This window comes from Clostridium sp. C2-6-12 (genome assembly GCF_009928485.1).
Classification (GTDB): Bacteria; Bacillota; Clostridia; order Clostridiales; family Clostridiaceae; genus Clostridium.
The window spans coordinates 78987-100635 of record NZ_JAABNP010000003.1; the positions used below are offsets into that span (position 1 = coordinate 78987).

Here is a 21649-nt window from a genome sequence, read left to right on the forward strand (position 1 = left end):
AAACCTTAATATAAAACAGAGCCAGCATACTCAAATATGCTGACTCTGTTTTAATAAACATTATTAATTTCTTCCTATAATACTACTCTTCTTTTACATAGCCACTATATCTGTTGATCTTATATTAAATGTTCATATTCTTTTAAATTTCTAATAGGATCTAGTTCTTTATCATTTTTCATATACTCCGAAAAGAATTCATTTAATTCTATGCTTTTTTCAACATCTTTCACTGCATTTAGATATTCTTTTATATGTACATAAAAACAAGCTCTATTATAGTACAAAAAACTTTCTTCTTCATTTTCTTTTATACCTTCGCTGATTACTTCAATAGCCTTTTCAAACTCATCATTTTCTCTGTACATAACAGCCAAATTTAAAAAACTATATGGATATTGTGGATTTTCCATAATTGATTTTTCATAGCAGCTTTTACTTTCCTCTATATTATTTAGCTTATTTAATATTACACCTTTATTAAAGAGTATTTTATAGTGGTTAGGATCAATTTCTAATGCTTTATTTATATATTTCAATGCTTCTTCATTTTTATTTAATTCTTCATATATGCAAGCCAAATTTGCATTTGCCCATAAATCTTTAGGATTTATTTCAATAGCTTTTTGGTAATTATAAATGGATTTATCCTTATTTCCTTCCTCATCATATATATTGGCCAGAAAAAAGTATGCTTTATCATAATTAGGATTCTTTTCTATAGCTTTTTCATAAAAGCCTTTTGCTTTATCAAAGTCTTCCTTTTCATCATATAATATAGCTAATCCATAGTAAGCCATTGCTTCATCTTCATCTAATTTTAAAATTTCATTATATTTTTCTTCTGCTTCACTGGTTAGTCCAATCTCATCATATAACAATGCCATATCCATTAAAAGTTCTATATCTTCTTTTCCTAAATCAAGTGAATATGCTTTTTTATAGAATTTAAGAGCTTTAAATAAATTATTTTCTGTTCTTAAGTTCCTTGCCATATTTATATAATTATTGTATAAGTAATTTTTATTTTCCTTCATACACTTTATCCTTGCTTAATTCTAGTTAATAATAATATTACATTTATAAATGTACTCTAATTTTATTATTTTTTCAATTAATAATTAATTATATACCATAAAAGAAATAAAGACATTCTCTCTCACAACCTGAGAAAGAATGTCTTTTGCTAAAACGCTATATGCTTATGAGAATAATTCTAACAATTATTTGTTATGCTAAATGCAGTTACCTATCTATTTTGCTTAATATGAAATAGTTAAATCTGTAATAATTGTATCCTTTTTATATGAATATGCCAGCTCTAACTTATTAGTTTTTAAATCATAACTATATACATCTTCTGGCTTACATGTTATTCCATCAACTAATAAATTCCCTACATTTTCAGACGAAGCTGGAAAATACACTTTAGTTCCATCCTTTGATAAAACTGCATTTTCATGTCCAATATCAGATATAGTATAACTCTTGTCACTCTTAAGCATGTTTTCTGTCACTATTTTTGTTAATTGACCATTTTCAATATTTAATTCATATATACCTTCATCATTATCATTATTAATATTTCTACCATTAATAATCGCTTTTTTACAATCATAGCTATATGAAATTGCATATATAATTGAAGCGTTAATATCTGCAATTTTTCTCATATCTGAGCCATTTGTGTTTAATTCATATATTGAGTGAATAAAAGAAGGTTGTGGATCACCTTTTTTGTGAACCTTTCCTCTTTTACCATCCTCATCCTTTGAAATCATAATTGATATTATTTTATCATTTCTAACGTCAAAGCGTTCTATACTTCTATCCTTATCTGCTGCATCAAATACAAATGCTGAATTATCATTAACATTATACTTTTTAATCTTTGGTAAATTAGTACTTTTATCAAATGTTCCAAAATACACTGTGTTACCATCTTTACCAGCTTTTCCATTAAACTTTCCTAATTTATCTGTAGTAATCTTAGAATTCATATTATTCTTTAAATTTAAAGAAAATACTTGCCAAGTTTCTTGCCCAATGGCATTCATATAAACTAAATTATTCTTATCTTCTGTTAAATTTCCGCTTAACCACACTTCTTGATCTGAAATTAGTTGGTTTGCATCTTTTGTTATTGGATTATATTGTACAATATTACTTTTTCCATCGCCTGTTCTCATTGAAACAATAAGCTCTTCACCACTATTATTTAATGTAGTAATTTCAGCTCCATGCGCTACTGGGCTACTTACTATACTTAGTGTGCTTGCAACAAAAATTCCGCACAAAATTAGTTTTAAATTATTACTTGAAGTTTTTTTCATTTTCCTTTCATCCTATCTTTACTGTAATTTATTTTTAATTATTTTATAAAAACATCAATAACCATTTCTGTTTGATAATGACCATAGTAACTTGTATTTGTATAAGCTTTTTTGAAACTCAAAGAATCTCCAAGCTTAGTTTCAACACCATCTTTTGTTTTCATTAAACTAAAGGAATCTCCATCTTCTCTTATAAATAATACTTCATTATTTTTTATATCCGCAGGCATAAAGTCAAAATATTTTCCATTAGTTAATTGAGTTACTTTTTGATTTTCTAAATTTATTTCATAAATATTATGAGGTGCATTTATCCATGTCTTTAAAAGATTTTCTCCATCGTTTTTATATTCCAACTTATTACTTGAAGAATATAAAATACTCTTACCATCCTTAGAATATGATGGTGTCATTGAAACTTGATTTTCTGGAAGCAAGTTTACAAATTTATTTGTATCAATATTAAAAACTCCTAAGGTCTTATTGTTAAACATATCTCTATATTGACCTGCATTAACTGCAATAAGCTTACTATTTAGCGGATTTTGAGAAATATTATTTTTATATGCTAGTCCATAAACATTTCTATCTTTTGCATTGTCATTGTTTCCACCTTCAATAAGCTTATTATTTTCTATATCATATATAACAAATTCATTAATATCAGATGACATTGATCCAGAATTAGGCTTGTTCCAAATATAAATATATTTATCATCATTTGATAATCCATATATTGTAGGTGTTGACCCAATTTCTACAAGCATTTGAGCATTTGTATGATCCTCTCCTATTTCTTCATTCCCTGCTTCTTTACTTTCCAATAAAAGTTTTTCTGAATTGCTATCTAAATCAAAGCTTACTATTCCAAGAGATTTTGAATAGGAATCCTTACCATCTTTATATTCCAGCTTTTTATTAGCATATACTATATTTTTACTATCACAATAAATATTATAGTATTTATATTCATTGCTGATTAAATTTGTTGATTTCTTTATATCAACACTATACTTTGACATCCCAGTATTATTTGTAGAATAAATCAATTCTCCTTTACTGTCAAAATTGTATCCTAATATTGCTTTTGCTACTTCTTGCTTTTCCTTGGTACTTATATTGCATACAAATAAATTATCATCTTTTGTATACGCAACATAAAATCCATCTTTAGATATTACAGGCTTCTTAATTTGAACGCCTTCATCAAGCTTAACTGGATTATTTTCTTTTAATTCTGACATATACAACCCATCATCTGCAACAAATACAGCAAAATCATTTGCTTTAGCTATCGCAGAAGATTCATTTAACTTATTTGAAGAATTCGCTGTAATATTATTTGCAGCAAATACACTTGTAGAAGTAAATATTATTGCAGCAATAAGTGATAAGCTAGCAATTAATTTTTTTGATTTTTGAAAATAAATTATCTTTTTCAACCTTTTTTCAAGCTCCTTTCTACTCTTACATACTGAGGTACCTACAACTAATGATCTGTTTTGGGAATATTCTATTAACTCTAGAATAACTTCGCCATAATACTTTCGCTTAGATTTATCCAAATTCTTTACCATTTGTTCATCTAAGGATAATTCGCAAACTATATTTATATTACTTCTAATAAAATACACAATAGGATTAAACCAATTTATTATGTTTACTACTAATGAAAAAATTTTCACAATTAAATCTTTGCGTTTATAATGAATTAATTCATGGGTAAATATCATTTCAAGTTTATTTTCACTATATTCCATTTTAGGCACTATAATTATTGGATTAAATATTCCTACTATCATTGGACTTTTAATTTTTATACTTTCTTTAACTATTATTTTTTTACTTATATTCAAAGCTTTCTTACAATTTTTTAACACACAATATAAATAACTATCTTCTTCCACTTCATGACTCACAGATCTTAGCCTTTTATAAAAAGATTTGTAGACATATATTTCTCTTCCTAAAAATATGATAATTCCTGTTATCCAAATGCCTAGTATTATTTCTGCTACAGAAATCTTATATGATTGTGTTTGTCCACTTTCCTTAATAACTGTTTGATTTTTATCTTCAGCTATATTTTGATTTTCTTCTTGTGATATTTTTTCATTATCCGCTGATTGAATTTTAGATATTTTATTATCTCCTATTATTCTACTAACTGTTTCTGTAGGAACTGGCACTTTATAATCTACTATTTTAGGTAAAGTAACCAAGCTTCCTATTGGTAAAATAAAAATGCACATTGTTAAAACTAACATATAATAATGCCAAGTATCACTAAATAGCTTTTTTGTAATTGGCTTAAACATACTAATAACTAAAAATAATATACTTCCACTTAAGGACATTTTAAAAATAAAATCTACCCATTCCATCTTTATACCTCTTTAATCCAATTCTTTAAATCTGCAATATCTTTTTTACTTATTTTTCTGCTGTTATAAAGAGTTGCAATGAAATTTTTTATTGATCCATTATGCATATCATCTAGAAATACATCTGTTTGAACCGCCTTATATTCTTCTTCTGTAACTTTGGGTGAATAATGATTAAGCTTTCCAACTTTTTTCACCATTAAAACGTCCTTTTCAATTAATCTTGTTACAAGTGTCATTACTGTGGTAGTCTTCCAAGAATTTTCTTTAGGCAGCTTCTCTAATATTTCTGAGGTAGTAAGCTCTTTATTTTCTTCCCATATGATTTTCATTATTTCCATTTCTGCTTCTGTAATTTTTCCTATTTTCATATTCCATGCTCCCTTCATAATTTTCTACAGCTTGTAGTACATTTACATACTACACCTTGTAGAATATCCTGTCAATATATTCCTAGGATTTTTTTGCAAATTTTATCAATTCCTACTATAAATAAACACGTCACTACTTATTGATTATTTAAACCCATAAGTAATAACGTGTTAATTTATAATGCTAATTATTTTTCTAATGTGCTTTCTAAGCTTTTCAAAGCATCTTATTTATACATATTTTTTAATACACAATTTTCTTTAATTTCTTATAAAAATAATTCAAAAAATCCTCATAAGACAAACTCTTATGAGGATTAATAAACATAAAATCTACTATATAAAAATATCTTGTAAAATATTTATTTATGTGTTCCAATATCGGTTCTGCAATAAGCACCTTCAAAAGTAACATATTTTATGTTTTCATAAGCATCACTTCTAGCTTCTTCTACAGTTTCTCCAACACCAATAACTGATAATACTCTACCACCATTTGTCTTTAAAACTCCATTCTCTGCTTTAGCTCCAGCTAAAAATACCTTATCTCTTACTTTTTCATCTATTGCTATTTCATAGCCCTTTTTAAAGTCTCCTGGATAACCTCCTGAAGCTAAAACTACATTTATGCAAACTCCGTCATTCCACTCAATGGTAGTTTTATACAATTCTTCTCGAAGTGCTGCTTCAATAACTTCAACTAAATCACTTTCCATTAAGTAAAGGACTGATTGAGTTTCAGGATCACCCATTCTAACGTTGTATTCTAAAAGATATGTTCCTTTTTTAGTTATCATGATTCCAAAGAATATAATTCCTTTATAATCAAAACCTTCTTCACGAATACCAGTTAAAGTTTTAGCCATAATATTGTCTTCAAAATCCTTCATCACTTCATCAGTCACATAGGGATTGGGAGCCATAACTCCCATTCCACCTGTATTAGGGCCTTTTCCACCATCAAATATCTGCTTATGATCTTTACCTGATATAAATGGAATTATTGTTTTTCCATCTGTAATAGAAAGAATTGAAGCTTCAACACCTTCAAGAAATTCTTCAATTACTATTTTTTGTCCCGCACCATTAAAGATATCTTCTACCATGTATGATTTTACTGCTGCTACAGCTTCTTCCTTATTTTCACAAATAGCAACCCCTTTTCCTGCTGCCAGTCCATCAGCTTTAACAACGGTTGGATATGGACAAGTTTCTAAGTACTTAAGAGCTTCTTCTACATCAATAAATGTTTCATATTCAGCTGTTTTAACTCCATACTTTTTCATAAATTCTTTTGAGAAGCTTTTACTACCTTCAAGCTGTGCTGCTGTCTCAGCTGGTCCAAAAATTTTCAAACCTTCTTTTTTGAATTTATTTACTATGCCTTTTGTTAATGGATCTTCTGGTCCAACTATAGTTAAATCAATTATTTCTTTTTGAGCAAATTTAACTAGCTCATCAATATCAGTTATATTGATATTTTCACATTTGTTTTCAATTGCAGTTCCACCATTACCTGGTGCAACAAATATTTTTTCTACCTTTGGGCTTTTAGCTAATTTCCATGCTAAAGCATGTTCTCTACCGCCTGATCCAATTAAAAGAAGTTTCATAAAATATACCTCCAAAAAAATATTGAATTCACAATCTATAATTAAGAAATGAGAACCAAGGTTAAAACTCAAAGAAAACTTTCCCTATGTGCCTTATTCCCTAATTCTCAATTGTACATCCTAAATTACCAGTTGATTTTAGTGCTTAAAGTGTCTATATCCCGTAAGAACCATTGCTATTCCATGTTCATTACAAGCATCTATTGATTGTTGATCATTTAATGATCCACCTGGTTGTATTATTGCTTTAATTCCATATTTAGCTGCTTCATCAACTACATCTCTGAATGGGAAGAAAGCATCTGAGGCAAGAATTGTAGCTCCTTTTCCTCTCTTTAAAGCATCTTCTGTCGGCCATATTCTGTTAACTTGGCCACCACCAATTCCTAGAGCTATTCCATTGTGAGCAACAACAATAGCATTTGACTTAACATATTTAACTACTTTCATACCAAATAATAAATCTTTCATTTCTTCATCAGTTGGTTTCTTTTCAGTTACTACTTTAATTTCTTCTATTAGCTTATTATCTTCTTCTTGAACTAGCATTGCACCATCAACTGTAACCATGTATTTATCAGCTTTTGGTGTATTTTTAAATTTAAGAACTCTTAAGTTTTTCTTAGTCTTTAATACTTCTAATGCATCTTCATCATAATCTGGAGCTGCAATAACTTCTAAGAAGATTTTAACCATTTCTTCTGCCGTCTTCTTATCTACTTTTCTGTTAAATCCAATGATTCCACCAAAGATTGAAGTTGGATCTACTTCATAGGCCTTCATATAAGCTTCATAAGAATCTTTTCCAACAGCAACACCACATGGTGTATTATGCTTTAAAGCACAACAAGCTGGTTCATCAAATTCATTAGCACATTTCCAAGCTATATCGCAATCTTTAAAGTTATTATAAGATAATTCTTTACCATTTAATACTTCAAAAGTATTCATAGCTCCATCAAGCATTGTTGAAGAATAAACAGCAGCACTTTGATGTGAATTTTCACCATATCTTAGCCCTTGCATTTTCTTATATGAAACTGAGAGATATTCTGGATATTCTTCTTCATCTCCTAATAAGAAGTTTGAAATAGCTCCATCATAAGCACTCATAAGGTTAAATACTTTACCAGCTAATCTCTTTTTAGTCTTTAATGATGCTTCTCCATTTGCTTGAATTTCTTCTATAACAACATTATAATCATTCTTATCAGAAATTACCACAACGTCTTGGAAGTTCTTAGCTGCAGCTCTAAGCATTGTAGGCCCGCCAATATCTATAAATTCAACTTTTTCTTCAAATTCTAGGTCTTCTTTAACTTTTTCAAAGAATGGATAAAGATTTACTACAACATAATCTATTGTGTGAATATCTCTTCCTTTTAATGTATTCATATGCTCTTCATTATCTCTTATTGCAAGTATTCCAGCATGAACTAATGGATGAAGAGTCTTAACTCTACCATCTAACATTTCTGGAAAATTAGTAACTTCATTTATTTCAATTACATCTAATCCATTTTCTTTTAAATATTTATAAGTTCCACCTGTTGATACAATTTCAACATCCTTAGATACTAAAAACTTAGCGAAATCTAAAACTCCATCTTTATCAAATACACTTATTAAAGCTCTCTTTTTCATAAAAACCCCACTTTCTTTAACTGATTCTCGCTTTTCCGTTAACAAATTCAACTCTGCCTTCACTTATAAGCTTAATTGCTTCTGGCAATATTATATGTTCTTTTTCTAATATTCTATTTTGAAGAGTTTCTGCATCATCTTCAAAATAAACTGGTACAGCATCTTGAAGAAGAATTGCTCCTCCATCAACCTCTGAATTTACAAAATGCACTGTGCATCCTGAAAATTTCACTCCACTTTTTATTACAGCTTCATGAACCTTAAGTCCGTACATTCCAGGTCCACAAAAAGAAGGAATTAAAGATGGATGAATATTTATTATTTTATTATCAAATTCTTTTAATATATCTCCATCTAAAATTGCTAAAAATCCTGCAAGAACTATTAAATCAACCTTCCCCTTAGTTAATTCCAAGATCTTGTTAGAGGATTCTTCCCCATATTCTTTCCTACTGACAACAAAAGTATCTATATTATGTTTTTTCGCTCTCTCCAAAGCATAAATATTATCACGGCTTCCAATAACCATTTCTATTTTTACATCTAATTTTTTACTTTCTACTGAATCTATTATAGATTGAAGGTCTGTTCCTCCCCCTGAAACAAGAACTGCTATTTTAAACAAATACCTTCACCTCCAGATGTAACATAACCTATTTCATAAGCTTTTTCACCCATTTCAATTAATTCTTTAATAATAGGTGCTACATCTTTTTCGTTAACAGCAAGCACAAAGCCGATTCCCATATTGAAAGTATTATACATGTGATCTTTATCCACACCTTTTTCAATAATTCTTTCAAATATAGGTGGAAGTGGATATGAATCTTTATTTATTACAGCTGTAAATTCTCCACCATTAAACATTCTTGGAACATTTTCAATAAAGCCTCCACCAGTAACATGAGCCATTCCTTTAATTTCATAGCTTTCTAACAATTTAAGAACAGGCTTAACGTAAATCTTAGTTGGAGTAATTAATGTTTTCCATACTTCTTCACCGTTAAATTCTTCATTTAAATCTGGGAAGATCTTTCTTATTAAGGAATAACCATTAGAATGAACTCCTGAAGAAGCAATTCCTATTAATTTATCTCCTTCTTTAATATTGCTACCATTGATAATCTTATCTTTATCAGCAATACCTACTGCAAATCCAGCCATATCATATTCTCCATCAGAATAAAAACCTGGCATTTCCGCAGTTTCTCCACCAATTAAAGCACAGTCAGAATCTACACAACCATCTGATATCCCTTTAACTAAGTCAGATGCAACTTCTGCTTCGAGTTTTCCACAAGCTATATAATCTAAGAAAAATAATGGTTTAGCTCCATGACATAAAATATCATTTACACACATAGCTACACAATCAATTCCAACTGTATCATATTTTTTATTCTTAAATGCAATTTCAAGCTTAGTTCCAACTCCATCTGTACCAGAAACTAAAACTGGCTTTTCATATCCTGATGGTAATTCAACCATTCCAGCAAAACTTCCAAGTCCATTTAATACATATTGACTCATAGTTCTAGCTGCATATTCCTTTATTAATTTAACTGATCTGTAACCTTCTTCTATATTAACTCCAGCTTCTTTGTAAGTAATCATCTATTAATCCTACCTTTCAAGATCTTCTACTGGTGCTGCTACTGGATAAACTCCATTAAAGCATCCCATACAAAATTCTTCTCTATTATCACAACTCTTATAAATACCTTCTTCACTTAAGTATCCTAAATAGTCTGCTCCAATCATATCTCTAATTTCTTCTACAGTGTTATTAGCAGCAACAAGCTCACTTCTATAAGGAGTATCTATACCAAAATAACATGGATATTTTACCCCTGGTGATGCTATTAAGAAATTAACTGATTTTACTCCTGCACGTCTTAGTGATTCAATTAAATGCTTTGAGGTAGTTCCTCTAACAATTGAATCATCTATAAGAATAACTCTTTTTCCTTCTAAGTTTACCTTTAATGGATTTAATTTTACTGCAACTGCTCTTTCTCTTATTTCTTGAGAAGGTGATATGAAGGTTCTTCCTACATATCTATTTTTGATAAATCCAGTATCAAAAGGTATTCCAGATGCCTTAGCATATCCTATAGCAGCTGGTATTCCTGAATCTGGAACAGCAATAACTAAATCAGCATCTAATGGATGCTCCTTAAATAATTGTTCCCCTGCTTTTACTCTTGTTGTATGAACTTCAAGACCATCTATTCTTGAATCTGGTCTAGCAAAATATATATATTCAAAGGCACAAGTTTGACATTTAGTGTTTTCTGAATATCTATATGATTGTATTCCTTCTTGATCTATTATAACTATTTCCCCTGGTTCAATATCTCTTACAAGTTCAGCACCTATTGCATCTAAAGCGCAGCTTTCTGAAGCAAGTATATAACCTTCTTCAATTTTCCCCAAACATAGTGGTCTAATACCATGTGGATCTCTAGCCCCAATTAATTTATCCTTTGACATAATAGTAAGTGCAAAAGAACCTCTAACAGCTGACATAGCGTCAACTACAGCTTTTGCGAGACCTTTTTTGGCACTTCTAGCTATTAGACAAGCAATTACTTCTGAATCTGTTGTAGTATGGAAAATTTGTCCTCCATCCTCAAGCAATTCTTTTATAACATCTGCATTTACTAATGTTCCATTATGAGCCATAGCAATTGGTCCCATTTTTGATGTAGCTAATATAGGTTGAGCATTTTCTATACCCTTACCTCCAGCTGTTGAATATCTAACGTGACCTATAGCTATATGACCTTGCAACTTGCTTAAATCATCTGGCTTAAATGCTTCTGTAATAAGTCCTAATCCTTTATGTATGTCAATTTTTTCTCCATTTGCAACTGCTATTCCAGCACTTTCCTGACCTCTATGTTGAAGTGCATAAAGTCCATAGTAAGTCATTGATGCAACATCGATAGGTTTATTTGCATAAACACCAAAAACTCCACACTCATCCTTAAATTTATCATTACTTGGATCCATTATTAATTCAAAATTTGGATTACTCATCTACACAATCCTTTCACTTTTATTTCAGTTTGCATCTAACAATTATATAATCTTTAAAAATAAAATGAGAATGGAAAAGTTCTCTTTTACAGCATAGCTGCTTCTTTTATAGGTATAGAACTTTTCCTTTAGATATTTTATCTTTCCTCTCAAATTCAACTTTGAATTATATTTATTAATTGTTTTTTGCCAATTATATTTATTATTTAGAAATTCTCTTTAAGATTTCAACATAAGCATCTTTAACGTTACCTAAATCTCTTCTGAATCTGTCCTTATCTAATTTTTCTCCTGTAGTTGCATCCCAGAATCTGCAAGTATCTGGTGAAATTTCATCAGCTAAAACTACAGTTCCATCTGGTAATCTACCAAATTCAATCTTAAAGTCGATTAAGTTGATGTTTTGTTCTTTAAATACAGCTTTTAATACGTCGTTAATTTTTGCTGTCATAGCATAGATTTCTTTTAATTCTTCAAAAGTTGTTGCTCCAATTCCAACTGCATGATAATCATTTATTAATGGATCTCCTAATGAATCATCTTTGTATGATAATTCAAATACAGTAGTTTTTAATTGGAATCCTTCTTCAAGACCTAATCTCTTAGCCATGCTGCCTGCTGCAACATTTCTTACTATTACTTCAAGTGGTACTATTTCAACCTTCTTACATAATTGTTCCCTATCATTTAATTTTTCTATAAAGTGAGTTCTAACTCCTTCTTTTTCTAATAGTTCAAATATTAATGAAGTTATAGCATTATTCATAACACCTTTATCTTCGATTTGACCTTTCTTTTCTCCATTAAATGCTGTTGCATCATCTTTGTAATATACAATTACTTCATCAGCCTTATCTGTTGCATAAATCTTCTTTGCTTTTCCTTCATACATCATTTCTAATTTTTCCATTATAGTTCTACCCCTTCCGCATTTTCCTCAATAAATTTTTTCTTCATATTTATTCTAAATTCTTTTAATTTATTTTTTAATTCATCATTATTAACTGATAACATTTGAACCGCTAACATTCCTGCATTATAGCTGTTGTTAATTCCAACAGTTGCAACTGGAATTGATTTTGGCATTTGTACTATTGAATATAGTGCATCCAATCCTTCTATAGCTGCCTTAACAGGAACACCTATTACAGGTAGTATAGTCTTTGATGCAATAACACCAGGTAAATGTGCTGCAAGACCAGCTCCTGCTATTATTACTTGACACCCTTGTGCTTGAATTTCTTCTAATGTTTCTTCTAATTTTTCTGGTACTCTATGAGCTGAAAGAACGAACGCCTTGTATTCTACTCCAAATTCTTTTAAAGCATTTGCAGCACCTCTCATAACTTCTGTATCAGATTTACTTCCAAAAAATATTGCTACTTGCATTTTACGCCTCCTATTTATTCATAAGATTATATCTAAGCCCGCATTTTGGGCGCATATTCTAATATTCTAATATTCTAATATTCTAATATTCTGGCATTTTACTCTTCTATAATTAGAGTCAAGAGCTTCTAGCTACTTTGAACTTTCAGCTCTCAGCTATTAATTCTTACTTAAAGTAATTAACCCCTGCTTTAAAGATCTTTTGATCAAAGTCTCCAGGAATATTTCTATAAAGATCTGTTCCAATTCTTTCACTATGACCCATCTTACCTAATACTCTTCCATCAGGACTTGTTATACCTTCAATTCCATACATTGATCCATTTGGATTGAATGGCATATTTAATGATACATTTCCATCAAAGTCAACGTATTGTGTTGCCACTTGACCATTTGCAATTAATTCTTTAATTAAACTTTCTGGAGCAACAAATCTTCCTTCTCCATGAGAAATTGCAACTGAATGTACATCTCCTAAGTTTACTTCGCTAAACCATGGTGATTTATTTGAAACTAACTTAGTGCTTATAATTGAAGACATATGTCTGTTAATATTGTTGTAAGTTAATGTTGCCATATCTTCTTTTATATCTACTATTTCTCCATATGGTACTAAACCTAATTTGATTAAAGCTTGGAAGCCGTTACAAATACCAAGTGCTAATCCATCTCTATTCTTAAGCAATTCCATAACTGCATTACTTATTTTTTCATTTCTAAGAGCATTAGCTATAAACTTACCTGAACCATCTGGTTCATCTCCAGCTGAGAAGCCTCCTGGAATCATAAGAATTTGAGCCTTGCTTATTTCATTTGCAAGTCGTTCTATTGATTCATTTAGTGCTTCTTTAGTAATATTTCTAAATACTATTTGAGTTACTTCTGCACCTTCTTTTTCAAACGCTCTAGCACAATCATATTCACAGTTGTTTCCTGGGAATACTGGAATTACAACTTTGGGCTTAGCTATTTTAACCTTTGGTGAAAGTATTGATTTATTATCATATAATACTGTTTCTACTTTTTCTTCTACATCCTTAGTCTTAATCTTAAATACTGATTTTAATTTTTCTTCATATGTTTTTTCTAAAGCTTCTATATCTAAGTTCAAATCATATTCTTTAGAAACTATAGCTGGACTTGATATTGTCTTACCAACTACTTTGTACATAGTATCCTTAAATTCAGCTTCTACATTAACATCATTTTTAACTTCTAAGATTATTGTTCCATAGTTAAATGCAAATAATTCTTCTTTTGTTAAGTTTTCGAATTCTGCACCAATTCTGTTTCCAAGTGCCATTTTTGTAAGTGCTTCAGAAACGCCACCAAATTTAACAGCTGATGCTGAAATTACTTTTCCACATTGTATTAATGTATAAAGTACTTCAAAATTCTTCTTAAGCTTATCTATGTTTATAGTTCCATCTTCCTTCTTTTCAGTTAAAAGTAAAACTAAATTTGATCCTACTTCTTTAAATTCTGGTGATATTATGTGTTTAGCTTTTTCAACACCTACTGCAAAAGATGCAAGTGTTGGTGGTACATCCATATCTCCAAAGCTTCCTGACATTGAATCCTTACCGCCTATTGCTGCTGTTTCAAATGCCATTTGTGCTTCATAAGCTCCAAGTAAGGCTGCAAATGGTTTTCCCCATCTACTACTTTCAGTACCTAACTTTTCAAAATATTCTTGGAATGTAAGTCTTGCTTTTCTATAATCTCCACCCATAGCAACAAGCTTTGTTAAACTTTCAATTACTGAATAGTAAGCCATGTGGTAAGGACTCCAAGTACCAAGTTCAGGGTTAAATCCAAAGGTCATTAATGTAGCATCTGAACTTTCTCCATGAAGCACTGGAATTTTAGCTGCCATACCTTCTGCTGGAGTTTTTGCATATTTACCACCAAATGGCATAAGCACAGTTCCATGACCAATAGTTGCATCAAATCTTTCAGACAAACCTTGCTTTGAAGCCACATTTAATTTTTTTAAGTTGTTTATCCATTCTTCTTTAACATCAATATCTGCTACTGTATATGGATATTCACCAGGTGCTTTAACTGTAACATTGGTTTTTTGAGTAGCTCCATTTGTATCTAAGAAAGTTCTCTTTAAGTCTACAATGTTTTTGCCTCTCCAGAATAATCTTAATCTATCTGTATCAGTAACATGTGCAACTAAAGTAGCTTCTAAGTTTTCTTCATTTGAAAGTCTTATAAATTCCTCTGCATTTTCTTTAGTTACTACAACCGCCATTCTTTCTTGAGATTCCGAAACCGCAAGTTCAGTTCCATCTAAGCCATCATATTTCTTTGTAACCTTATCTAAATCTATATCTAATCCTCTGCAAAGTTCTCCAATTGCTACTGAAACTCCACCAGCACCAAAGTCATTACACCTCTTAATCATTTTTGCTACTGTAGCATTTCTAAATAATCTTTGAAGTTTTCTTTCAGTAGGTGCATTACCCTTTTGAACTTCAGCTCCACATTCATTTATTGAATCTACTGTATGTTCTTTTGACGATCCTGTAGCTCCACCAACACCATCTCTACCAGTTCTTCCACCTAGTAAGATTATTACATCCCCTAAAGCTGGTTCTTCTCTAACAACATTTTCCTTTGGTGCTGCTGCTATAACTGCTCCTATTTCCATTCTCTTAGCTGCATAGTTTGGATGATATACTTCTTCAACTTGGCCTGTTGCAAGACCAATTTGGTTTCCGTAAGAACTATATCCATGAGCTGCACCAAGTACTATTTTTCTTTGAGGAAGCTTACCTTCTAAAGTGTCTTCAACTGGAACTGTTGGATCAGCTGCCCCTGTAACTCTCATTGCTTGATATACATAAGTTCTTCCTGATAATGGATCTCTTATTGCTCCACCAAGGCACGTAGCCGCTCCACCAAAAGGTTCAATTTCTGTTGGATGATTATGAGTTTCGTTTTTGAACATTACTAAGTAATCTTCCATTCCTTTATCAGTTTCAATTTTCACATTAATTGAACATGCATTTATTTCTTCAGATATATCTAAATCTTCAAGTTTGCCTCTTTTTCTAAGCTCCTTCATAGCAATTACCGCCATATCCATAAGAGTTTTGCTCTTTTCTTTTTCTCCATAAACATATTCTCTTGATTTTATATATGCATCATAGCTAGCTTTTATAGGTGCTGTATATTTATTATCTTCTATTTGAACATCTTCTAATATTGTTGAGAAAGTTGTATGTCTGCAGTGATCTGACCAATATGTATCTATAACCTTAATTTCAGTTATACTTGGATCTCTTTCTTCACCTTTAAAATAATCTTGAATCATAATAAGATCATCTATACTCATAGCTAAACCTTGTTCACTATGGAATTCTTTTATCTCATCTATACTTTTATTGGTAAACCCATTTAAGATTTGGACATCTTTAGGCATGTGTGAAAGTGATGATAAATCTTTGCTATTTATATCTACTTCCCTTGAATCGACTGGATTTATATAATACTTTTTAATTTTTTCAATATCACTTTGTGAAAGTTTTCCTTTTAACACTACTATTTTAGCTGATTTTATTTCAACTTTATCTTCTGCTGTTAATAACGCTAAACACTCAGAAGCTGAATCTGCCCTTTGATCATATTGACCCGGTAAAAATTCTACGCCGAATGCTGTCTCTCCTTCATTCATTGGTAGTTCTTCTTCATAAACTACATCAACTGTTGCCTCAGAAAAAATTGTATGTAAAGCCTTTTTGTAATATTCTTCTGAAATATCAGCAATAACATATTTATTAACAAGCCTTACTTCTTCTAAATCTGTTATTCCTAAGTTATCTCTAAAATCATTTAATAAACTTTGAGCTTCAACATCAAATCCTTTTTTCTTTTCAACGAATACGCTTCTAATATCTAACATCTTAATTCCTCCAAAAATATTATAAGATTTAGCTTAATCACTACTTCTTTGTAATGGCGAATGTTTTTTAGGAACATCCAATTAACTTTCGTATCGATATTTTAAGGTTATCATCAAAGACGTACATTGTCAACGGATATTGTGTTATTTTTTGATTAAATTTACTTTTTACCGAATTTGTATTTCTGTTTTTTGCTTTATCATTCGTATTTTCTCTTATTACTCTCTCTAAGCAATGTATAATACCTTTAATTTACTTATTAACTATTTATGATTAATTTAATTATAGAAGTAATTAATAACATCTATGTTACATGAAAAATTTACAGTTATACTTTTTATGGATTAAAAGCATAATCGGATTCATAATACGAATTCTATATACATTCTTTTGTAATACAGTTATAATAAACTTGTAAAAATTGTATTTTATAACATAATATATATCAATTAAAATATATGAGGTGAATTTAGTGAAAAAGCCTTGAAATATTTAATTATGTAAGAGAATATATCACAAAAGTCGACTCATAACTTGTTAACTATAGCTGCAAATAAGAAATATACTACCATCATATTTCAAACTTTTTTAAGTAAATAAGGCGTAAAATTTTAGAATAATCAAAACATATGTTTACTACTTAAAAATATATAAAGTGAGCAAAATATCATTACGTATTTGGAGGAGATTAACTTGAACATCACTAATATTTTATTAAACATTCTTTTTATTTGCATATTTGGCCAGCTTGCCACAATTTCACACGAGTTTGGACATGCTATACCGGCACTAATATTTACAAAAGATAAAGTTAAAATAACTTTGGGTAATATTGATATGAAAACAAAAAAGATTAATATTAATAGATTATGTATTGAAATAGGTACATTTCAACCTTTTTAGGGAAAGTAAAATGTAATAATAATAAATTTACAAAATTTCAGAGTATAATTTGTTCTGCTAGCGGACCATTTATTTCATTAATTATTGGAATCGCCTTGATATATATTAGCGGAAATATACATAATAATATCCCTAAGAGATTAATCTCTTTTTCTGGATATTATCATATATGGCAATTTATTTGTACAGCAATTCCAATAATTTATCCTAAATGGTGGTGTGGATATGGAGGTTTTCCTAGTGATGGATATAATATATTGAGATCTATAAAAGAAAATTAGTATATTATTTTTCCACAATAATTTTTTCGTAGTATTTTAGAATTGCGCATTAAAAAATCGCAAATTCAATCACTATTTGAATAATACGATTCTACGATTTGCTATTTAATTTAGTGATTCATAATTTAAGAACATGACGTAACAATTTAAATATTGTAATAACTTACCTAATTACCATGTTTATTTTTCCAGTTATATTTCCACTCTTGAAAACTTAGTCCTGTTACCTTCTCTAATGTCTTTCCATCTATAGAACTACATGCTCCCACCACATCAGCATTAGGACATGAATATCCTCCATTAATTTTTTATTACTCAATTTTAAACAACAAGTTTTTATTTATTTCATTAAATCTACACAAAAAAATCAGTATCTCACTTTTACTACTGCTTTTATACTTACTGCTACTACACAATTTGAATATTCAGAATTAAATCTATTAAATTAAAGAAAATCTATATCACACATAACACCATAATGGTCACTTGGAGTTATTTGCAATTCTCTCATATCTCCAATAATATTAACTGAATTTAATATAGGATTTTCTTTAGGGTATGGTGATTTAAGCATAATATAATCAAATCTTCCTGGTATCTCAATTACATTTTGATTATCCCATCTTGGATTATTGAAAAAATCTAAGGTGGCTTTAGGCTTTATCCCAATTTTACTCGCATATATCTTATATAAATCATTCCAGTTTGTAGCATGATTATTTAATGATTGTTGACCTGTTAAATATCTGTAAATACTTGATTCAGAGTCGGAATTTAAATCACCTAATAATATTTCATAGTCACTCTTTTCATAACTTTCTATCATTCTTTCGGTTTCTACTATTTCAATCTCCCTATTTAATACACTTTCATAATCTAAATGTAAATTTGTTATGCCAATTTTTTTATTATTATAATCTACTGCCACTCTTAGAGCAAAAGAATTATGAACGTTTCTTCCACTTTCCCAATTTGTTTCAGCAAAAACGATTGGATATCTACTAAGTATCGCTAAACCTTCGTTTTCATCGTAATACTTCTTCCACAATGAATATTTATAATTGCATTGACTTTTTATATAATCTACAACTTCCTCATTTCTTACTTCTTGAAATCCAATAATATCCGCATCACAGTTAATTAATACTTTACATAATTGTTCTAATCTAATTTTGAAATAATTATCCGAATTCCATATGTTGTATGTTATTATTCTCATTAACTTTCTCTCTTTCTATATATATGCTATCTGCAGTTTATGCATTGTTTTTAATTTATTCTCCATAATTTACCGCTATATATAAACTGTAACATATTTTATAATTTGTGTATTCTCAAAATTTCATTTAGGGAAAACTTCGTGTCTAGTAGGGGTCTAGTGGTGTTGAGATATTCTGCCACAATATTAAACTTATAGTGGGGGACTAAGCAATATCCCAAATTCATTCTGAATAATACAATATTATTATTCATACACGATATAAGAAGACTGTGTATTAAATTTAATGTAAATTATTCTCATATCCCATTGTATTAATTATCTATAACAATAGAATCATTGTCAGTTAAAGTATATACTTTGTATTTGCCTTCTGATACCGCCTTTTCATAGTATTTTTTTCTTTCATCTGTGTAATGGCAAAATATAATGCCATCAAACAAGCCAAGTCCGTTAAAATCTGTTATTCCAGTTGAATTATCATCAAATTGCAAAACATGCTCAATATTTTTTGTTATAATATGAGTTCCTGCATTTCCACCGATATACGTTACTCCACGATTTACATAATTAATAATTGCTTTATCAAATCTGCATTTTTTCAGTCGTTCTAGCTTATATATATAGCATCAATATCTAAATTAACATAATTTTCAGGATGATAATAATCAAATATAAAAATATTTTGTCTTTGAAATCCTTGAATTTTAACTCTATTATAATATTTTTCACTCTGTATTGTTTCACACGTTGCTTTTTCATTTGGAACAAATAAAATTTTACACTTTTCTACTGGCATCTTTAAATTACTAATTATGCAATTTTTAGAATTATCGTTTAGAAAATCACGAGAAGTTAATATTAAATGCACACTATCACCTCACAAAATATAAATAATTTATAGTTCAACTTGTAACACATTGATTAAACAATTACAAACTCCGATTGTTACACCTCTTATGAACATTACGAATTACCTTAACGATAAATTGGAATTTATAGGTTAATATAATGAAACCTTCTATATTAATTTAAAGTGCTTAATAATTTGATTATATCTATCCTCTAAATTGCTATTTTCTTTTCTAATGAAACATTTAAACCCGCTATTTAAAAACTCATTATAATGTTCTAAGCTATTTACCTTTTCAATACATTTTTTATAATTCTCTAAAGTACTCTCAGGATATTCTGTCTTCATTATTTGGTCAAGGATAAATAATTTTTCTGGGTCTTTTCTATTAAAAAATTCATTTACAGACATACTCTGTGGTGATAATAAGATAGCCACGTGATTATAATCTGATATTTTATGCAGAATATCTACTGGAATATTAGTATCAACAATAACCTTTTGATTTTTTGATAATTCTATTAAATCCTCAATTTCAAAGGGAGTACTTTCAATTTGTCCACCTGTAATCCAAGCATCATATTCTTCCGGTGTTCGAGATACAAATTCAGCCCAACTCTTCATAGTTTTAAAATAACATAAATTAGGGTATTATTTAGGTTTTACTTTTGCTAGAACTTTATCAAGATTGTAATTTTCACCACAAAAATAAAGACCTAATCTATCTGATATCATCTGTACAATAGTTGATTTTCCAGCATAGGCAGTACCGTTGATAAAATAAACATTATTTAGTTTAGGTTTTATTTCTTCATAATTCATAAATTCATAAATTCCTCTCCTATTCAAATTATAATTTATTTACTTATACACAATAATTTACCATTACGAATTAATTATAACACAAATTGTAAAATCATATTATTCATTTATCAAAGATCATCTTTTTTATTACTTACTACGTCAAATCTACAATTGATGCATAATCTCCAAATAGCTTTTAGTATTGTTTAGCAAGGTCGCCGTAAATTTAAGCAAAAAAATTACTGACAAATTTCCATGTCAGTAATTTTTTATACAACTCATATATAATTGTTCATTCTAAATGCAAGCTTTATGGACTTCTTAAATATTCTAATACTACTCTAATATCTTTCTCACTTGATATTCTGATATATCGCATTCTTTTGCTATTTGACTTATTGTATATCCTTCCGCGAAAAGCTTTAAAACTTTTTTAGTCAAAAGAATTCCTTCTTCAATTTTTTCTCTATCTCTTTCCAATATTTTATAAGTTCCGAATTGTGCTTCGCACTCTTTTAAGAAGTGCATAAACTCCACCTACATAGAATCATCATTTTTAACTTCCTGTACTACTTTATGTATATTTCTAACAAGATTTCCTTTAGCACTCTTTACTGTGTCCTCTGTTGAACTTTCTACATATCTAAGAAATTCTAACAATTCTTCACTTAAATCTTTCATAAATCCTTTTGTATTTAATATTATTTTTTGAGCCTCATCATTTAATATTATAACTATTATCTTCTAAGCATACATTTTGAAAAGTATATTTATGACGTCCTCTATCAAACAAATCAAATGTACAAATAAATATAATGTAACTCTTTGCAAGTTTTCTATAATCTTCAAGATTCAGTTCTTTCAAAGTCTTATTTATTTATTAATCCTTACCTTACATT

The 21649-nt window shown here is 29.4% G+C and carries 19 protein-coding genes and 1 pseudogene; 2 read left to right on the plus strand and 18 right to left on the minus strand.

Annotation, left to right across the window (positions count from 1 at the left end):
* Positions 1-119 precede the first annotated feature (119 nt).
* The 12 genes from GXK56_RS03565 to GXK56_RS03620 form a co-directional block, all read right to left on the minus strand.
* Positions 120-1037 (minus strand): tetratricopeptide repeat protein, encoded by a 918-nt coding sequence (locus tag GXK56_RS03565; protein ID WP_160685131.1) that lies wholly within the window; start codon positions 1035-1037, stop codon positions 120-122.
* Positions 1038-1262: 225 nt separating this feature from the next.
* Positions 1263-2333, minus strand: a complete 1071-nt coding sequence (locus GXK56_RS03570) for a hypothetical protein (RefSeq protein ID WP_160685134.1) — start codon at positions 2331-2333, stop codon at positions 1263-1265.
* 38 nt (positions 2334-2371) lie between these two features.
* A complete protein-coding gene (locus GXK56_RS03575) occupies positions 2372-4717 on the minus strand; it encodes a M56 family metallopeptidase (protein WP_160685137.1) in 2346 nt (781 codons plus the stop codon).
* Positions 4718-4719: 2 nt separating this feature from the next.
* Positions 4720-5088, minus strand: a complete 369-nt coding sequence (locus GXK56_RS03580) for a BlaI/MecI/CopY family transcriptional regulator (protein WP_202127819.1) — start codon at positions 5086-5088, stop codon at positions 4720-4722.
* A 362-nt stretch (positions 5089-5450) separates the two neighbouring features.
* The gene (gene purD / locus GXK56_RS03585) at positions 5451-6701 is read right to left on the minus strand and encodes a phosphoribosylamine--glycine ligase (RefSeq protein WP_160685140.1); all 1251 of its coding nucleotides are present in this window, start codon (positions 6699-6701) and stop codon (positions 5451-5453) included.
* Between the two features lie 138 nt (positions 6702-6839).
* A complete protein-coding gene (gene purH / locus GXK56_RS03590; RefSeq protein WP_160685143.1) occupies positions 6840-8345 on the minus strand; it encodes a bifunctional phosphoribosylaminoimidazolecarboxamide formyltransferase/IMP cyclohydrolase in 1506 nt (501 codons plus the stop codon).
* 16 nt (positions 8346-8361) lie between these two features.
* Positions 8362-8970: a phosphoribosylglycinamide formyltransferase gene (gene purN, locus GXK56_RS03595; RefSeq protein WP_160685146.1), complete on the minus strand. Its 609-nt coding sequence runs from the start codon at positions 8968-8970 to the stop codon at positions 8362-8364.
* Positions 8958-9959, minus strand: coding sequence for a phosphoribosylformylglycinamidine cyclo-ligase (purM, locus tag GXK56_RS03600; RefSeq protein ID WP_160685149.1), 1002 nt, complete (start codon positions 9957-9959; stop codon positions 8958-8960). The genes purN and purM overlap by 13 nt, the downstream gene beginning before the upstream one ends.
* 9 nt (positions 9960-9968) lie before the next feature.
* Positions 9969-11387 carry an amidophosphoribosyltransferase gene (gene purF, locus GXK56_RS03605; RefSeq protein WP_160685152.1) on the minus strand — a complete coding sequence of 473 codons (1419 nt, stop codon included), beginning with the start codon at positions 11385-11387 and terminating at the stop codon, positions 9969-9971.
* 202 nt (positions 11388-11589) lie between these two features.
* Positions 11590-12297: a phosphoribosylaminoimidazolesuccinocarboxamide synthase gene (gene purC / locus GXK56_RS03610; RefSeq protein WP_160685155.1), complete on the minus strand. Its 708-nt coding sequence runs from the start codon at positions 12295-12297 to the stop codon at positions 11590-11592.
* Positions 12297-12776 (minus strand): 5-(carboxyamino)imidazole ribonucleotide mutase, encoded by a 480-nt coding sequence (gene purE, locus GXK56_RS03615; protein WP_160685158.1) that lies wholly within the window; start codon positions 12774-12776, stop codon positions 12297-12299. Before purE ends, purC begins: the two co-directional genes overlap by 1 nt.
* A gap of 166 nt (positions 12777-12942) precedes the next feature.
* On the minus strand, positions 12943-16689 hold the full coding sequence (locus GXK56_RS03620) for a phosphoribosylformylglycinamidine synthase (protein WP_160685161.1): 3747 nt from the start codon (positions 16687-16689) through the stop codon (positions 12943-12945).
* Positions 16690-17383: 694 nt separating this feature from the next.
* On the opposite strand from GXK56_RS03620, the gene GXK56_RS03625 reads away from it, so the two are divergent.
* Together GXK56_RS03625 and GXK56_RS27950 are read left to right on the plus strand one after the other, a co-directional pair.
* The gene (locus tag GXK56_RS03625; protein WP_160685164.1) at positions 17384-17593 is read left to right on the plus strand and encodes a hypothetical protein; all 210 of its coding nucleotides are present in this window, start codon (positions 17384-17386) and stop codon (positions 17591-17593) included.
* Between the two features lie 95 nt (positions 17594-17688).
* Positions 17689-17874, plus strand: a complete 186-nt coding sequence (locus GXK56_RS27950; protein ID WP_207710255.1) for a hypothetical protein — start codon at positions 17689-17691, stop codon at positions 17872-17874.
* A 445-nt stretch (positions 17875-18319) separates the two neighbouring features.
* On the opposite strand, the gene GXK56_RS03630 is transcribed toward GXK56_RS27950, so the two are convergent.
* From GXK56_RS03630 to GXK56_RS03650, 6 genes and pseudogenes are all read right to left on the minus strand, one after another.
* Positions 18320-19093, minus strand: coding sequence for an endonuclease/exonuclease/phosphatase family protein (locus tag GXK56_RS03630; RefSeq protein WP_160685167.1), 774 nt, complete (start codon positions 19091-19093; stop codon positions 18320-18322).
* 314 nt (positions 19094-19407) lie between these two features.
* Positions 19408-19716, minus strand: coding sequence for a Type 1 glutamine amidotransferase-like domain-containing protein (locus GXK56_RS03635; RefSeq protein WP_160685572.1), 309 nt, complete (start codon positions 19714-19716; stop codon positions 19408-19410).
* Positions 19704-19964 carry a hypothetical protein gene (locus tag GXK56_RS03640; RefSeq protein ID WP_160685170.1) on the minus strand — a complete coding sequence of 87 codons (261 nt, stop codon included), beginning with the start codon at positions 19962-19964 and terminating at the stop codon, positions 19704-19706. Before GXK56_RS03640 ends, GXK56_RS03635 begins: the two co-directional genes overlap by 13 nt.
* Before the next feature lie 150 nt (positions 19965-20114).
* Positions 20115-20570, minus strand: a complete 456-nt coding sequence (locus GXK56_RS03645; RefSeq protein ID WP_243156000.1) for a hypothetical protein — start codon at positions 20568-20570, stop codon at positions 20115-20117.
* A gap of 27 nt (positions 20571-20597) precedes the next feature.
* Positions 20598-20795: a hypothetical protein gene (locus tag GXK56_RS28035; RefSeq protein WP_243156001.1), complete on the minus strand. Its 198-nt coding sequence runs from the start codon at positions 20793-20795 to the stop codon at positions 20598-20600.
* 291 nt (positions 20796-21086) lie between these two features.
* Positions 21087-21609 (minus strand): annotated as a pseudogene (locus GXK56_RS03650) (Rpn family recombination-promoting nuclease/putative transposase); the annotation flags it as partial.
* Between the last annotated feature and the right edge of the window lie 40 nt (positions 21610-21649).

What these genes read in the sequence shown, in the direction of transcription:
- GXK56_RS03630 (WP_160685167.1), bottom strand. Translation starts at nt 19,093, where the DNA reads ATGAGAATAATAACATACAACATATGGAATTCGGATAATTATTTCAAA.
- purH (WP_160685143.1), bottom strand. Translation starts at nt 8,345, where the DNA reads ATGAAAAAGAGAGCTTTAATAAGTGTATTTGATAAAGATGGAGTTTTA.
- GXK56_RS03575 (WP_160685137.1), bottom strand. Translation starts at nt 4,717, where the DNA reads ATGGAATGGGTAGATTTTATTTTTAAAATGTCCTTAAGTGGAAGTATA.
- GXK56_RS03645 (WP_243156000.1), bottom strand. Translation starts at nt 20,570, where the DNA reads ATGAAGAGTTGGGCTGAATTTGTATCTCGAACACCGGAAGAATATGAT.
- GXK56_RS03565 (WP_160685131.1), bottom strand. Translation starts at nt 1,037, where the DNA reads ATGAAGGAAAATAAAAATTACTTATACAATAATTATATAAATATGGCA.
- purF (WP_160685152.1), bottom strand. Translation starts at nt 11,387, where the DNA reads ATGAGTAATCCAAATTTTGAATTAATAATGGATCCAAGTAATGATAAA.
- purE (WP_160685158.1), bottom strand. Translation starts at nt 12,776, where the DNA reads ATGCAAGTAGCAATATTTTTTGGAAGTAAATCTGATACAGAAGTTATG.
- GXK56_RS03570 (WP_160685134.1), bottom strand. Translation starts at nt 2,333, where the DNA reads ATGAAAAAAACTTCAAGTAATAATTTAAAACTAATTTTGTGCGGAATT.
- purD (WP_160685140.1), bottom strand. Translation starts at nt 6,701, where the DNA reads ATGAAACTTCTTTTAATTGGATCAGGCGGTAGAGAACATGCTTTAGCA.
- GXK56_RS03580 (WP_202127819.1), bottom strand. Translation starts at nt 5,088, where the DNA reads ATGAAAATAGGAAAAATTACAGAAGCAGAAATGGAAATAATGAAAATC.
- GXK56_RS03620 (WP_160685161.1), bottom strand. Translation starts at nt 16,689, where the DNA reads ATGTTAGATATTAGAAGCGTATTCGTTGAAAAGAAAAAAGGATTTGAT.
- purM (WP_160685149.1), bottom strand. Translation starts at nt 9,959, where the DNA reads ATGATTACTTACAAAGAAGCTGGAGTTAATATAGAAGAAGGTTACAGA.
- purC (WP_160685155.1), bottom strand. Translation starts at nt 12,297, where the DNA reads ATGGAAAAATTAGAAATGATGTATGAAGGAAAAGCAAAGAAGATTTAT.